The following is a 14,592-nucleotide window of genomic DNA, read 5'->3' on the forward strand; positions in this document are numbered from 1 at the left end:
CTCAGTCCTTGTCGAACTCGAAGCCGGCGTAGGAATCGGCAACGCACTCGGCCAGGATCCGCCGGTAGTCGCGCAACCCCCCGGTGTAGAGCATGAACACCCGCGGTTTGCCCGGGACCTCGTCGCCCATGTAGTAGGAGCGTGCCTTCGGGTAGAGGGTCTGCTCGGCCCGGGACAGCAGGTGGGCTCCCCATTCCTGCTCGGCGACCTGGGCGGCCTCCACGCGGGTGGCGCCGCGTTCGTCCATCTCGGCAAGAAGATCGGCGATCCAGTCGACGTGCTGTTCGATACCGACCAACACGTTGATCAGCAGCCCGGGACTGCCCGCCCCGGCGATCGTGAACATGTTGGGAAATCCGTTTGTGCCCAGCCCCAGATAGGTGATCGGACCCGCTGCCCATTTCTGACCCAGGGTCAGTCCGTCGCGGCCGACGATCTCCGGGCGCAGCAGCGAACCGGTGATCGCGTCGAAACCCGTAGCCATGACCAGCAGGTCGAGGCCGTGGGCGGTCCCGGACGCCAGGACCACCCCTGACTCGTCCAGCCGCACGATTGGGTCGGTTCGGATGTCGACGAGGCTGACGTTGTCCCGGTTGAACGTCGCGTAGTACCCGTCGTCGACGACCGGCCGCTTGGCCCCGAACGGGTGATCGCGAGGGCTTAGCAGTTCCCGGGAGCCCGGGTCGATCACGATTCCGGCGACCTTGGCCCGGATGAAGTCGGCCGCCAGGCTGTTGGCGGACTCGTCGATCAACAGGTCACGGAACGCCAGACCGAAGCCGAAGCCGGCGCCCTGCCAGGCCTGCTCGAACACGGCGTTCCGCTCGGCCTCGGCGACCTCGAGGGTCGCCTCACGGCGTGGCCGGAATCCCAGCCCACTGGGTGAGGCCAGGATCCGGGTGCGCCGGGCTGCGTAGTCGGCCTTTACTGCGGCGTCCTCCTCCTCCGAGATCGCCCGGTGCACCGCGGGCACGCTGAAGTTGGGGGTCCGCTGAAACACCGTCAGATGAGCGGCGGGCCTCGCCAGGATCGGTGTCGACTGCATCCCCGAGGAACCGGTGCCGATCACCCCGACCCGCAGCCCGGTCACGTCCACGTCCTGGTGGGGCCAGTGGGCGGTGTGCAGTATCCGGCCGCCGAAGTCCGCCTGGCCGGACAGTTCGGGTTGCTTGGTGGTCGACAGGTTGCCGACCGCCCAGATCACGAACGGCGCGGTCCACCGCTCGCCCGCCTCGGTGGTCAGTTCCCACCGGCCTTCGGAGTCGTCCCACTGCGCACGGGTGACCCGGCGTCCGAGGTGGACGTCGCGCCGCAGGTCGAAGCGGTCGGCGACGTGCTCGATGTAACGCAGGATCTCCGGCTGGGTGGCGTAGCGCTGGGTCCAGCGCCATTCCTGCTCCAACTCCGGGGAGAAGGAGTAGGAGTAGTCGTAACTCTCGACGTCGCAGCGTGCCCCGGGATAGCGGTTGACGTACCAGACCCCGCCGATGCCGTCCCCGGCCTCGAGCACCGCGACCTGCCGGCCCGCGGCGCGCAGCGTGTGCAGCGCGCGCAGGCCGGCGAATCCGGCTCCCACGACCAGGACATCGACCTCGGACATCGACGGCCTCAGGCGTCCAGCACGAACCGCGAGGCGGGGTCGTTGCTCCACGGCGTGTCCACCGGGGTCGCATAGTGCAGCGTGATGTCCCGCTTGCTGAACGCCCACTTTCCTTCGCGACGTTCGCAGGTGTCGATGTAGGAGGCGGCGAGCATCAGGGCGCGGCCCTTGCGGTCGGTCGCCGTCACGTCGGAGTCGACGAGCATCCTGGCGCTGTCACCGTCAAGCTCGACCACGATGTTCGTGGCGTAGTGGTGGATCTCGACGAAGTAGTCCCGCAGTGTGTGCAGGATCGCCCGGATCTGCGCATGGCCGAAGTGGTTGCCGAAGGTGTCCCCGATCAGATACTCGGCGTCGGGGTGGAACACCGACATCCAGAGGTTTTCGTCGTAGGAGTCGACCCCACGGTTGTACGAGGCGGCCAGTTCGATGACCGCGTTGCGGTCCTCCAGTGCCTGGACGCGTTGCTCGAGGGTGAGGGTGCTCATCAGACCCCGGCCGGTACCGCGGCGAAGTTCCGGATCGCCGGGGCGATCTTCTTGCCGAACAGACGCAGGCTGTTTCGGGCGACGTCGTCCGGCATCCCGGCGTAGGACAGGACCACCAGCGGTTCGAACTCACCGGCAACCCGCCGACGCTCGTGATACTTCTCGATGATCTGCTCGGGCGTTCCCCAGTTCTGCGCGTCGATGTAGGCGGTCCGGGCCCCGTCGAGCCCGGCGGCCTTGATCAGGTCCGCACCCTGCTGGTAGGCCTCGTAGCCCTTGGTGTCCTTGAAATGGTCGCCGGCGAAATCGTAGTGCTCCATGACCGTGCCGAAGTGGACGCCGATGTACTCGTGCGCCAGACGCTCGGCCTCCTCGGCGTCCTCGTGGCACAGTGTGACGTCGGTGAGCTTCGGAGCCGGCACCGGTCGGCCGGGGTTGTGCTTGGCGTACTCCTCGCGCCAGGCGTCGATGCCCGGGACGTGGTTCTCGATGGCGTGCTGGATGAACGTCATCATGGTCGCCCCGCAGCGGGCCGCGGCCATCTGCGAGTCCGGCGACATCGCCACGCAGTAGAAGCTGTCGCGGTAGCCCTTCAACGGCCGTGGGCGGACCTCGACCCTGGGTTGCTGGTAGTAAGTGCCGTCGTTCTCCGCGATCCCGGTGTCCAGGCCACGAAGGATCATCTCGATTGCCTCGTCGAACCGCTCCCGCGACTCGTTCATGTCCTGGCGCATCCCGCGGTACTCGCACTTGGCCAGTCCACGTCCGACGCCGAAGCCCACCCGCCCGGGCGCGACGTACTCGAGCATCGCCATCTTCTCGATGACCCGCAGTGGGTCGTTCCAGGGCAGGATGACCGCGCCCGGCACCAGGTTGATCGTCGAGGTGCGCCCGGCCAGGTAGGACAGGTACTGCATGTTGTCCCCGCACATGCCGTAGCGCTCGAAGTGGTGCTCGACGCACCAGACGGACTCGAACCCGAGACGCTCGGCCTCCAGGGCCATCCCGATCTCGTTCTGCCAGGTCTGATGGTCCGTCAGATCCTTGTGCCAGTTCTGCATGACCTGCAGGAGTCCGAGCCTCATGACCGCTCCTAACGCGGACGTGTGATCTGGGTCGCTTGACGCAAACCCTGACGCTTGTATTGACACGTGTCAAGTAGTTGCGCGCAAAAGCCCGACATTGCGCCGGAAGCTGTCGTGAAAGATCGGTCAGGCGAGATTCAGCGAACGCAACCAGACGTGCGCCAGCACCTCGGCCAGCTCCTCGTCGGAGCGACCGAGCGGGCCTTCGGGAGCGCTGACGGCCAGGTACACCGAACGCTCGTAGAGGGAGATCAGCACCGGGAACAGCATGTCGTCGCCCGCCTGCGGTTCACGGACTCGCTCGACCCGCTCGGCCAGCGCCGCCGCGAAACGCTCCAGGACGGCGTTCCAGACGTCGTGGACCTCCCGGTCGTTGTGCCAACCCTCGATGGTCGCCGAGAACAGCGTCGCCTGCTCGCGCCAGCGCCCGAGGGTGACCAGCCCGAGTTCCCGGAGTTCAGCCTCGTCGATCGGGCCGTCCTCGGCGAAGAAATGCTCCCACCGCTCGAAGATCGTCTCGCCCATGTCCTCGACCAGCGCTGCGACGACCGAGTACTTGGTCTCGAAGTGCGAGTAGAACGTCTGCCGGGAGACCTGCGCCAGCTCGACTATCTCCGCGACGGTGACCGCCTCGAGCCGACGGGTCTTCAGCAGTTCACGCATCGACTCGGCTATCGCCTCACGGGTCGGCGCGGCCCGCTGTCGGCGGCCACGCGACCGCGGCGGGAGGGCCAACTCGCTGGACATGACGCAACGGTAACCGACAGGCAGTACCCGACCGCGCAGCAAGGCCGACGACGGACCGCTCAAGCTGCCCAGTGGGCAAGAACCGGTGCCACCTGCGCCGGTGAGGCGCCGTGCAGGACGACGTGATGCACGCCGGCGTCGAGGTATTCCCGGATCCGGCCTGCGCAGTGCTCGGCCGACCCGATGATGCACCCGGTCTCGATCCACTCGCGCGGCAGGGCCGCCCCGGCCGCGACCAGTTGCTCCCGCGTGTAGGCCTGATCGGCGATGATCCCGTCGCGGCTGATCTCCTTGCGGCCCAGCGCCTCGTCCATCTCGCGTCGGTCCCAGCCGTTCTCCTCGACGAGGCGATCACCGATGCCGGGGAAGGACAGGTGCGTGACCATCCGGGCGTTGATGAGCAGCATTTCCTCCTCCGGCGGAAGATCGGGCGAGATCATGCACCAATTGGCCACGTGCAGCGAATCGGGATCGCGCCCGATCCTGCGGCATTCGTGGCGGGCTCGATCGACGATCTTCCGGGTTGCCTCGACCGTCAGTTCGGTGCCCAGGAACAGCCCGTCGAACTTGCGGGCGGTCAGCTCCAACGCCTTGGGGCCGGGAACCCAACTGGAGTTCCACATCGTGGGCCGCGGCGCGGACGGGATGTCGACGAGTCGGGCGTGCGGGAACCGGCCCAGCGGGCCGTCGTAATCGACGGTCTGCCCGGCGAACAGTGCGTGCAGGATGTCGATGTAATCCTCGTACCCGGCCATGGTCGGCACCGACATTCCTTGGTTGTTCAGCACCGCCCCCAGGCCACGCGCCAGACCCATCATCAACCGGTCGCCGAACAGCCCCTGGAACGTGGTCCCGGTGGCCGCGGTGTAGACGGGGTTACGACTGCCGACCGCGATGGAACCGAACCCGAGCCGGATGTGCTTCGTGCGTGCGGCCATCGCCGAGCACAGCACGGCCAATTCCTTGGAGTCGAAGCGTTCGGCGATCCAGACGGCGGACAGTCCCAACTCCTCGGCCTCGACCACCTCCTCGAGGGCCCGAACGGGGTCCTGGGTACGCCCACCCAGCAGGCAGATCCCGATCTCCGGGATCAACGGCCCGCAGGGCGTCATCCCACGCAACTGCGGCCCGGCCCACGTCGGCGCTTCGATCGTGGTCGTCACCCGCCACTGCCGATCGACGCCAGCACCGTGGCGATGTCCCCGTCGACCTCTTTGGGGAAACCGGTCATCCGGAACCAGGACTGATCGCGCCGAGCCTGGTTCTGGGCCGTGGCCAGCACGAGCCTCTTGGCCGAGGAGAGCCCGGCGTCACCACTGGCGGCCATGGCTCCGTAGAACTGGTCGACGAGTTCCTTGCACCGACGAGTGTGCGTTCGCACGGCGTCCAGGGTCGGCAGGTCCGGCGCCACTGATCCGGCGGAGGCGGCCGCAGCCCGCATTTCCTCGGCCTTCGCCACGTGCGCGGAGTCGGTGGCGGTGTCCGCCAGTCTCGGCAACAACTCGCGGTAAGCGGCGTTCTCAACTGCCTCGTAGGTGTACTCGGAGTGCTGCACGTCGAGGATCCAATCGAGTGTTGCGACGATCAGGCCGGACTGCTCCTGGGCGAAGCGGTCGGCCGGGTCGAGACCAGGGATCACCACCTTGGTCATGGTGTTGCGGATCCCGGCAAGTTGTTGGGCGACCGTCGGCATCATGGGCTCAGGCCTCCGCGAGGATCTTGTTCAGTTCGTGCGAGAAGAACATCCCCAGGCCGGTCACGAACGGCATCATCACGTCCAGGTGCGTCATCTGCTCCTGAGCTATGCGCGTGGACGTGGCCGAGCAGGCAACCATCGCCCAGTACATGTTCAGGACGGTGTAGTAACGCAACCGGTCCGGATCCACCGTCAGCCCAGACTTCGCCTCGTACCTGGCGATCAAGGTCTCCGCGGCCAGCAACCCGCTGCACAGGTACTTCCCGGTGGCCGCGTCGTCCTGGCCCCAGCCCACCAGCATCAGATAGGCCAGGTCGTGGTGCCGGTCGCCCAGATAGGCCAGTTCCCAGTCCAGGATCGCCGTGATCGCGACGGCATCCTCGTCGAACAGGAAGTTGCCGTTCCGGTAGTCGCCATGCACCAAGGAGACCCGGTCGAGGATCGGCCGGTTGGCCCAAAGCCATTCCCGGGTCAGGGTGATGGTCGGGTGGGCCTCGAAGGTGTCCTCCTCCCAGACCCGGTCCCACAGCGCAATGCGCCAGTCGGCCGCTTCGGTCGTGCCGACACGGGGACGATCGAAGGAGGGAAGGTCGAGGGTGTCGGTGTCCAGCGCGTGCAACGCCGCGAGGTGGTCGACGAACTGCTCGCCGAGGTGGGGAGCCAGTTCTCCGTAGGCGGTCCCCAGGCCCGACGGTCCACCACCGCCTTTGGTCGGGGCGGCGACCCCGGGCCGGAAGGCGCAGATGATCCCGTACTCGCCGAACGGCTCCCGCGAGGTGATGGCCCAGTAAGGCTGCGGAACCGGTACGAGGCCATGGAGTGCGCGCAGCACCTCGTACTCGCGTTGTCGCGAGGTCTCCACGACCGAGGCCGGTGGATTGAGCCGCAGCACCAGGCGTTCTTGCCGGGTCGCCGAACCTTCCGACCATTCCAGGTCGAAGGCGAACTGTTCCTTGGACGCGCCGCCGGCGAGCCGTCCCAGCCCGGAGACGGTGAAGGGCCCGTCGAGGTTGGTCGCGAGGACCTTCTCCAGTTGCCCCGCCACGTCGTGCAGACTGCGGCTCGCATGGCGGACCTGGCCTCGTCTGCGCAGTTTCTCGCCCAGCACCTGCGCATTCACCGTCTCGGTCGGATGGCGCGAGTCCAACGCCGCAATTCGCTCCTCGACCCAGGTGCAGGTTCTCGACGACATCGGCAATCTCCTTGCCGCACGGTCGGCCGCCGACCGCCGGGAGGCGGACGGGCGACCGACGCACTGGGCTCGAAACGTTTTGCACCGGACATCTTGCTGAGTCTCACTCAATCCCGCAAGATGCTTTACAACCCACCGCCGACCCGACTGCTCCGACCGGCTCGTCCTCTCGCCGTGCTTGATCTCGAAGGGATGCAGATGACTGACTCAGCGCTGTCCACCGATTCACCACTCGTCGACCGCGCGCAGGGTCGCCCCTATCGCGACCGGTCTCCCGCCTCGGGCCGGCAGGACGAATCGGTCCGGTTGGCCGGAGTTTTCGACCGTGCCGGCGGCGACCTGCTGCAGGCCGCCGCGCAGCGTTGGCGCACCGTCTGTCCGCTCGTTCCGTTCGCGGCGACCGCGCATGTCGACATGAGCGACGTGACGAAGCTCGATCCGGCCGGGTTCGGGCTGCTCAACGAGGTGTACCGACAAGCGCACGATTCTGGTTGGGCGTTCCGGGTCACCCCACCTGCGGATCTGGACGCGCGCCTGGGATTCCTGCGCGCAGTGGTCGACAGGAACCTGGAGTGGGCCTGAAGCCGGTCAAGTCGTCGGCGCGGGCTCCGGCGTCCACGGTTCGGCCTGCAGGCTGCGCAGAGCCACCATCTCGGTGAGCCGGAAGCGCTGAACCTTCCCTGTCGGCGTCAGGGGCAGCGTGAGGGTGAAGTAGTAATGCCGCGGGGACTTGTGTGCCGCCAGATGCCGACGGCAGTGGGAGTTCAGCTCTTCCGGGGTGGGCGGCCGGTTCGGATCTGACGGGGTGATCACCGCTCCGACGACTTCGCCCCAGCGTTCGTCCGGGACACCGATGACCACGGCCGCAGCGACGCCGGGCGCTTGGGCAATTACGTCCTCGATCTCGCGCGGGAACAGGTTCATGCCGCCGCGCACGATCATGTCCTTCAACCGGCCTGCGATCCGCACGTATCCCCGCTCGTCCATGCAACCCAGGTCGCCGGTGCGAAGCCAACCGTCTTCCTGCAATGTCGCGGCAGTGTCCTCGACGAGGCCCAGATAGCCACGCATCGTCTGGTAGCCGCGGACGCAGATCTCGCCCACCTCACCGAGCGGCATGATCTTGTCCAGCCACGGATCGACGATCTTCACCTCGGCGTGCGGCAGCGGCTTGCCCAGAGTGTTCGCCTGGTCCTCGACAGCATCGTCAAGACTGGTCTGGCAGACGACGCCGTTGATCTCGGTCTGCCCGAACAGGATCGTGAATCCGCAGTTCCAAACCGACTTGGTCCGTTCCACCAACTGTCCCGGAACGGGTGCGGCACCGGAGCACACGGTCCGCAGACTGGAAAGGTCGTGCCTGGTCCGGTCGGGATGGTCCAGCAGAGCGAGGATCATCGTCGGTACGACCAGCATGGTCTCGGCGCGTTCGCTCTCGATCAGTTGCAGGGTCGAGGCCGGGTCGAATCCCGGTGCCAGCACGTAGGTCCCGCGGCGCGACAGGCAGCCGATCGACGTGACCGCTGATCCGCCGATGTGGAACATCGGCATGGCGTTCAACCACACTCCGCCGTCGCGGAAGCCGGCCCGCAGCGCGACGTATCGCGATGTGTTCACCACGCCGCGGTGATGGAGCACCGCGCCCTTGGGGACACCGGTGGTGCCGGAGGTGTACTGCACCTGCAGGGCATCCCCCGGGGACACGACCGGCAGGGTCGTCGCTGCGTGGGCATCGGCGAGGAAGTCGTCCAGTTCGCTGAGCGGGACGCGAACCCGTAGGTGTGGCAGCGCTGTCGCTTCGACGTTCGCGGACAGGTCGTTGTCGCGAAACGGCGGGCCGAAGAAGATCCCCGCAGCCTGGCAACTGCTCAGGATCGCGGCCACCTCCTCGCGTTTGTAGGCCGGGTTGAGCGGCACCAGCAGCAGGCCGGCCAGGCTCATGCCGTGCTGCAGCAACAGCCATTCGGGGCAGTTGGCCGCATAGACGGCGACCCGCTCGCCGGGCTCGAAGTGCGCCAGCAAAGAACGCGCGACTCGTTCGGCACCGGCCAACAACTCTCGATAGGTCCATCGCCGGCGCGTCTCCGGATCGGGCGTGCCCTCGACCACAGCCACTCGGTCCGGACACGTCGACGCGGCGGCCCTCAGCAGGTCGGAGAGGGTGACGTCCAGCAGCGGTTGGGTGGTGTCCCCCGGCCAGTAGGACTCGACGAGCACGGCGTCACGCCTTCCGCCGTTTGGGGGCCCGCCGGACCAGCATGCCCTTGTGGATGACATCGGCGATTCCTGCGGCGACCTTGCGCGGCGGGAAGTCACCCTCGCCGCGCAGGTAGGCCCAGGTCTGGTGCTCGATGGCACCGAAGATCATGTCCCGGATCACCGGCAGCGGCACGTCGTCGCGGTATTCCCCGCCGGCGACTGCCGCCTCGACCACCCTGGTGAAGTGTTCGGTCAGGCGCCGGTTGAGCAGATGCACCGCGCTGCCGCGGAAATCGGCTTCCGCTCGCAGTTGCAGCAGGATGTAGCGGGTCAGAGCAGGTTCGGCGCGGATGACTTCGAACGCGTAGTCCACAACTGCTCGCAGGCCCTCGGCCGCCGAGCCGCAGGTATCCATGTCCGGCTCGTGCACCAACACCTCGGCCAGCCACTCCTGCGCCACCCGGGCCAACAGGTCCCGCTTGGTAGGGAAGTAGCGGTAGACCAGGCCCTCGGAGACCTCGCAGCGGCGGGCCACCTCAGCGGGCAGGAACTTTTCGTACCCGACCTCACGCAGCAGACCCCGGGCGACGGCGAGGATCTCGGCCTCTCGCTCCTCCGGTGCCATCCGCAATCGGGTCTGCCGTTTCGGGTCCGGGACGGCTCCGGTGCGGCTGCTCATCCGGCGGAAATCCCTCCGTTGACGCTGATCGCCTGGCCGGTGATGCGAGCCGCACCCGGTCCGGCAAGGAAGACGATCAGCGCCGAAAGATCTTCCGGCGCTGTGAGCCCCAGGTGCGCAAGTTCGGCGACGCGTTCGAACAACTTCTTCGAGAATCCGTCGCTCATGACGCGACGGGAAGTCTCGGTGTCGGTGACCAGCGACGGGGTGATCGCGTTGACCCGGACGCCGTTGCGCTTGGCCTCCATGGCAAGGGTGCGGGAGAACATGACGATGGCTGCCATCGCCGCCCCGATGACGGTTTCGCCGGGGGTGGGCACCTTGGCCGCGTCGGAGGCGATGTTCAGGATGACTCCGAAGTTCTGCGCGCTCATCACCGGCAGCGCTGCGCGACTCATGTGCATCGGTGCCAGTGCCTGCTGGGTGAGGGCGGCGGCGATGTCCTCGATCGGGACATCGCGCAGCAGCGCCGGGCAGTAGTCCGCGGTCGTCGAGTTGACCAGCACGTCCAAACCGTCCAGCAATCCCCGGGCCTCGTCAACGGCCGCGACCGCGGCCGCCGGGTCGTTCGCGTCGGCCGCGACGAAGTGCACGGCGACTTTGGGGTATGCCTCGAGCACCTGGTCGACAGCGGCCGCTCCGCGTTCGGCGTTGCGTCCGATCAGCACCAGGCGTGTTACATCCGCGGCGCCGAAGGCGTTCGCGGCGGCGAGCCCCACCCCGGAGGTCCCGCCGGTGATCACAACCGCGCATTGCTCCAGAGGTTTGCTCACCGACGAGTCTCCAGGGTGATGAGGTTGTTCGCCGGGCAAGCCGGCGCACACGCCCCGCCGGACCGCTCGACAGCGGGATCGTGCGTCTCGTCGTCGACCGGTCGCCGAGAACCCTCGGTGCGTAGGTCGTCGAGCGCGAACAACGCCGCACCCAACGCCCCGGCCACCTGAGGCTGCTCCGGGAGGACCAACCGGATGCCCAGTTCTCGCTCCAGATGTTCCACGACGGCAGGATTCCGAGCCACTCCCCCGGTCATCACGACAGGTTCACGGACACCGACCCGAGCGATCATCCCACTGGTGCGCCGGGCCACCGCCGCGTGCACGCCGCCGAGCAGGTCGATGCGGTTCCGGCCCTCCGCCAGCAGGCTGATCACCTCCGTGGAGGCGAACGTCGCGCACATCGCGGAGATCTGCACGTCCTCGGTCGCCTCCAGGGCCAGGGGCCCCATCTGCTCCAGTTCCACGTCCAAGGCAGTGGCGAGGGTCTCCAGGAATTTCCCGGTGCCTGCCGCGCATCGGTCGTTCATGTGGAACGAGGCCACCAGTCCGTTGTCGTCGATCGCGATCACCTTTGAGTCCTGTCCGCCGATGTCGACGACCAGACGCGCCGCAGGGACCAGATGCACGGCTCCGCGGGCATGGCAGGTGATCTCGGTGATCGTGCGGTCGGCGATGTCCAGCATCCGTCTGCCGTAACCGGTGGCCACGGCGCGAGCGACTTCGGACTCCTCGATTCCCGCCTGGCGCAGGGCATCGGCCATGGCTTCTCGGACCCCGAGGTCGGACATCGTTGCCGCGGTGGAGACCGCAGCACCGCGGATGGCGCCGAACTCGTCCAGAACGACGGCCTTGCCGGTCGTCGATCCGAAGTCCAGGCCGAGCACGAAAGCGGTGGCACTCATCGGGCTACGCCCGGGCCCGTTGGGCGTCGATCTGCTCGAGCATCGCCTCCACCCGACTGTTGACCAGCTCGTCGGAGTAGAAGGACTCGTCGACCATGTCGCCCTCGAACATCGCCGAGGGGATGGCCAGATCCCTGCCGACCGCCTCACCGATCAGGAACTGCGGGTAGGAGAAGGCCCGGCAGGTGTGCGCACCGTGCAGGATCATCCCGTCGATCGAGTAGTCCCGGCAGTGCTCGATCGTCTTCTCGATCACCTGCGGGGCCGAGATCGAGATCGGGCAGGACAGGAAGTTCTGCGCCATGCCGTCCAACGGGTCGTCGAGGTCGATGACCTGAGGCTCCTGCCAGAAGCCCAGGTGGGTGTAGCGGCCGGAGACCACACAGGCGTCGTAGTTGGCGAACTTGTCGGCCAGCCAGCCGATCTTGTTCCAGTTCATGATGCCGTCCCAGTACAGGCGGTAGCGCTCCTGCGGGACCGAACCCACACCGTCGACGAGTCGCTGGGCGATCTCGGCCTTCTTGTCCGCGAAGTACTCCACGATCTCCGGCCCGGCGGGCAGGAAGTTCACCGGAGCGATCGAGTTGGTCCATTCGAAGAACGAGGCCGGCGAGGGGCGCGATCGGCATAGTGCCATCGCCTCCAGCCGCAGCTCCGAGGCCTGCTTGATGTGGCCCATCAGCTCGCTCAGGCGGTCCCAGTCGTAGCGCTTGCCGGTCCGGCCCTCGATGAAGGCGACGCACTCGCGAAGCTGCGCGACCATGAAGTCCACGGCGTCGCGGAACTCCGGGCCCGCCATGTACTTCGCGCTCGACTTGTTGCCCCAGATCCACGGCATCGAGATGTTGAAGATCGGTACCCGTTTGCCGAAGGTGCGATAGAGCATGTCGTCCCACTGCTGCCCGGTGGAGCAGAACGGGTAGGCGCTGATGATCATGTCGGGGACGGGCACCCGTTCGCCGAGATTCCGCTCGGGCAACGCTTCCCCGGGCAACGGAGCAAGGTCGTCATCCGGGTTGTGCTCCTGCTGGGTCAGCACGCCGCAGCCGATATGGGTTCGGGCGTAGGAGCACAGCTCACGGTCGTAACCCTGCGCCTCGGCGACCGCCTGGGCCGGACCCTCCTGATTACGGGCCGCGAGCAGGGCCGACATGGCCTCCCCGTGACACCAGGCGACGTCAGCGGCCTGCAGGATCGGGTTCATCTGGATGCCCTCGTACCAGCAGACCAGGCGCCCCTCCTCCGGAGCCCGGAACAGTTCCTCCCAGTACGCGGTCACCATCTGGTTGTTGCGCTTCGTTGCCTGCAGACGGTTGGCGCGCTTCGGCCCGGCGGTTGCGACGGTCATGGACGAACTTCCTCCCGCGCTGGGCGCTCGGTGCGTCGGATCAGCTCCACGAGCGCCTCGATCCGCGTGCGCATGTTGCCCGCGGCGTTTGTCTCGTGCTCGGTCTCGATCAGCAGGTGCGGCACCTGATGGCTCTCGAAAGTGGCCTTGATCCGCGGGTAGTAGAAGTAGTGCGGCTCGCAGAACTTCACCAGCAGGACGATCAGGCCCCGCGCACCCGACCGACGTACCGCATCGAGCAGGAAGCCGTCCCAGTCCGTGCTCGGGTCCAACCGGGTCGGGCAGGGCACAACCTCGTTGCGCTCGATGTACCAGCGCGCAAGTGCCTGCACCGGGTCACCGGTCTCCTCGACGTCGCAGGAGACGTACCGGAATCCGGTGTAGAGGTCGTCGTCGGCGATCACCGCGCCGCAGTCCTCGATCAGATCCAGGATCTCCGGTTTCGGGGCGTGGCACAGATGCCCGGAGACGTAAACCGGAACTCGACGGTCGCTGGTCCGACCGGCCGCGTCACGCATCTGCGCGCAGAAGTCCTCCAGCAGAGCCGTGTGTTCCTGACGGTCCATCACCATCGAGGATTTCACGATGTCCTGCAGCTGACGCCCGGTCAGGTCGACCTGCCCGGACCGCCGCAGCTCGTAGAGCTCGCGGACTGCCCTACGCCCACGGTTGTACAGAGCGATCGACTCCCGAATCGCGTCGTCGCTCACTTCGACGCCGAGTTGCTCCTCCAGATCGGCCACGCAGTTTCGCAGGGTCCGCTCCGCGTTCGGCAACGACCAGTTGTCGCGCAGGGCGGGGACCAACTGGTGGAACCCGACGTGCAACTGCGGCCGGCGCACCCGCACCACGTCGGCGGCCGAGAGCATCTGCACGCAGTGGTCGCCGAACACAACGGCGTCGAGGAAGTCCAGTCGCCCCTTCGTCGCCTGATCCACGACGCTTCGGGTGTAGCCGCAGAAGAACGGGTAGAAGCTCCCGCCGCCGACCGTGACCGCCTCCTTGGAGGCCTGGACCACCATCGTCAACGCCCCGGCCGCGTGCGCCACCTCGGCCGGGAAGTGCATGGGGAACGTACCTACCACCGGCCGACCGGTGCGCCGCTTCCATTCCTCGGCGTACCCGAGGGGGTCACTGGCGGCAGCGATGAAGGCGGCCGGGACGCTTTGCATTCGGCCATCTTGCTGAGTCTCACTCAATTATGCAAGATTAGTTCCGCGGGCAGTCCCGCGGGCTCATCCGCGAGCCGAGCCCCGTCGACCGGGGCCGAAGGTCACCGGCGGCTAGACCTTGGCCAGGAAGCCGGCGTCGACCGGCAACGTGACACCGGTGATGTACCGCGCCTCGTCGGAGGCCAGGAACAACACCGTGTTGGAGATGTCGACGGCCTCCGTCCAGGGGATCGGCAACAGGTGCCGGCGGACCAGGTACCGGCATTCGCACTGACGACGTCCAGCCGACCCAGTTCGCGCACACCACGCTCCACGACCTCGGTCAGCTCCGCGAGGTCACGCACATCGGCCTTGCCGAACACCATGCGACGGTCGAGTTTCTCGACCTGCTCGGCGGTCTCCGCCAGTTCGTCCATCGTCGCGAGTAGGTAGGGCACCGAGCCGATCTGCTCGCAGATGTCGACGCCGATGATGTCGGCGCCCTCCTCGGCCATCCGGATCGCGTGCGGCCGGCCCTGCCCGCGGGCTGCGCCGGTGTGATGAAGGCGACCTTGCCGGTCAGACGTCCCACGGGGCTTCGCTCCCTTGTCGTCACGGGCATCCGTGGCAGCCGGATCTCAGCCGGTTCCCGTCCAAGGTGTCGCAGGGTCGGTCAGGATTTGTCTGGCTGCCTCCCGGTGCGTCGTCGGTGTTGCGTTCTTCGCACTA

Annotated in this window: 15 protein-coding genes and 1 pseudogene; 1 reads left to right on the forward strand and 15 read right to left on the reverse strand. The window is 67.1% G+C overall.

The window, feature by feature from the left end:
* Window position 1: 1 nt before the first annotated feature.
* From VHU88_16250 to VHU88_16280, 7 genes are all read right to left on the reverse strand, one after another.
* A complete protein-coding gene (locus VHU88_16250) occupies window positions 2–1,600 on the reverse strand; it encodes an NAD(P)/FAD-dependent oxidoreductase (protein HEX3613242.1) in 1,599 nt (532 codons plus the stop codon).
* An 8-nt stretch (window positions 1,601–1,608) separates the two neighbouring features.
* Window positions 1,609–2,088, reverse strand: coding sequence for a nuclear transport factor 2 family protein (locus tag VHU88_16255; protein HEX3613243.1), 480 nt, complete (start codon window positions 2,086–2,088; stop codon window positions 1,609–1,611).
* A complete protein-coding gene (locus VHU88_16260; GenBank protein ID HEX3613244.1) occupies window positions 2,088–3,173 on the reverse strand; it encodes an LLM class flavin-dependent oxidoreductase in 1,086 nt (361 codons plus the stop codon). Before VHU88_16260 ends, VHU88_16255 begins: the two co-directional genes overlap by 1 nt.
* A 126-nt stretch (window positions 3,174–3,299) precedes the next feature.
* On the reverse strand, window positions 3,300–3,920 hold the full coding sequence (locus VHU88_16265) for a TetR/AcrR family transcriptional regulator (GenBank protein HEX3613245.1): 621 nt from the start codon (window positions 3,918–3,920) through the stop codon (window positions 3,300–3,302).
* Window positions 3,921–3,979: 59 nt separating this feature from the next.
* Complete coding sequence (locus VHU88_16270) at window positions 3,980–5,083, reverse strand: TIGR03857 family LLM class F420-dependent oxidoreductase (protein HEX3613246.1); 1,104 nt, start codon at window positions 5,081–5,083, stop codon at window positions 3,980–3,982.
* Window positions 5,080–5,616, reverse strand: a complete 537-nt coding sequence (locus VHU88_16275) for a hypothetical protein (protein ID HEX3613247.1) — start codon at window positions 5,614–5,616, stop codon at window positions 5,080–5,082. The genes VHU88_16270 and VHU88_16275 overlap by 4 nt, the downstream gene beginning before the upstream one ends.
* Before the next feature lie 4 nt (window positions 5,617–5,620).
* On the reverse strand, window positions 5,621–6,808 hold the full coding sequence (locus VHU88_16280) for a phosphotransferase family protein (protein HEX3613248.1): 1,188 nt from the start codon (window positions 6,806–6,808) through the stop codon (window positions 5,621–5,623).
* Window positions 6,809–7,006: 198 nt separating this feature from the next.
* Here VHU88_16280 and VHU88_16285 point away from each other — a divergent pair, with 198 nt between their 5' ends.
* Window positions 7,007–7,390, forward strand: a complete 384-nt coding sequence (locus tag VHU88_16285) for an STAS domain-containing protein (protein ID HEX3613249.1) — start codon at window positions 7,007–7,009, stop codon at window positions 7,388–7,390.
* Between the two features lie 6 nt (window positions 7,391–7,396).
* Here VHU88_16285 and VHU88_16290 read toward each other — a convergent pair whose 3' ends face one another.
* The 8 genes and pseudogenes from VHU88_16290 to VHU88_16325 all read right to left on the reverse strand — a co-directional run bounded on the left by VHU88_16290 (window position 7,397) and on the right by VHU88_16325 (window position 14,378).
* Window positions 7,397–9,025: an AMP-binding protein gene (locus VHU88_16290; protein HEX3613250.1), complete on the reverse strand. Its 1,629-nt coding sequence runs from the start codon at window positions 9,023–9,025 to the stop codon at window positions 7,397–7,399.
* A gap of 4 nt (window positions 9,026–9,029) precedes the next feature.
* Window positions 9,030–9,686 (reverse strand): TetR/AcrR family transcriptional regulator, encoded by a 657-nt coding sequence (locus VHU88_16295; GenBank protein HEX3613251.1) that lies wholly within the window; start codon window positions 9,684–9,686, stop codon window positions 9,030–9,032.
* Window positions 9,683–10,459 (reverse strand): SDR family oxidoreductase, encoded by a 777-nt coding sequence (locus VHU88_16300; GenBank protein ID HEX3613252.1) that lies wholly within the window; start codon window positions 10,457–10,459, stop codon window positions 9,683–9,685. The genes VHU88_16295 and VHU88_16300 overlap by 4 nt, the downstream gene beginning before the upstream one ends.
* Window positions 10,456–11,364, reverse strand: a complete 909-nt coding sequence (locus tag VHU88_16305; protein HEX3613253.1) for an acyl-CoA dehydratase activase — start codon at window positions 11,362–11,364, stop codon at window positions 10,456–10,458. Before VHU88_16305 ends, VHU88_16300 begins: the two co-directional genes overlap by 4 nt.
* A gap of 4 nt (window positions 11,365–11,368) precedes the next feature.
* Window positions 11,369–12,712: a 2-hydroxyacyl-CoA dehydratase family protein gene (locus VHU88_16310; protein ID HEX3613254.1), complete on the reverse strand. Its 1,344-nt coding sequence runs from the start codon at window positions 12,710–12,712 to the stop codon at window positions 11,369–11,371.
* Complete coding sequence (locus VHU88_16315) at window positions 12,709–13,884, reverse strand: 2-hydroxyacyl-CoA dehydratase family protein (protein HEX3613255.1); 1,176 nt, start codon at window positions 13,882–13,884, stop codon at window positions 12,709–12,711. Before VHU88_16315 ends, VHU88_16310 begins: the two co-directional genes overlap by 4 nt.
* Before the next feature lie 111 nt (window positions 13,885–13,995).
* Window positions 13,996–14,121 carry an SDR family oxidoreductase gene (locus VHU88_16320; GenBank protein ID HEX3613256.1) on the reverse strand — a complete coding sequence of 42 codons (126 nt, stop codon included), beginning with the start codon at window positions 14,119–14,121 and terminating at the stop codon, window positions 13,996–13,998.
* Window positions 14,122–14,198: 77 nt separating this feature from the next.
* Window positions 14,199–14,378, reverse strand: a pseudogene (locus VHU88_16325) (SDR family mycofactocin-dependent oxidoreductase).
* Window positions 14,379–14,592: the final 214 nt, after the last annotated feature.

The organism is Sporichthyaceae bacterium, assembly GCA_036269075.1.
Lineage (GTDB): Bacteria > Actinomycetota > Actinomycetes > Sporichthyales > Sporichthyaceae > DASQPJ01.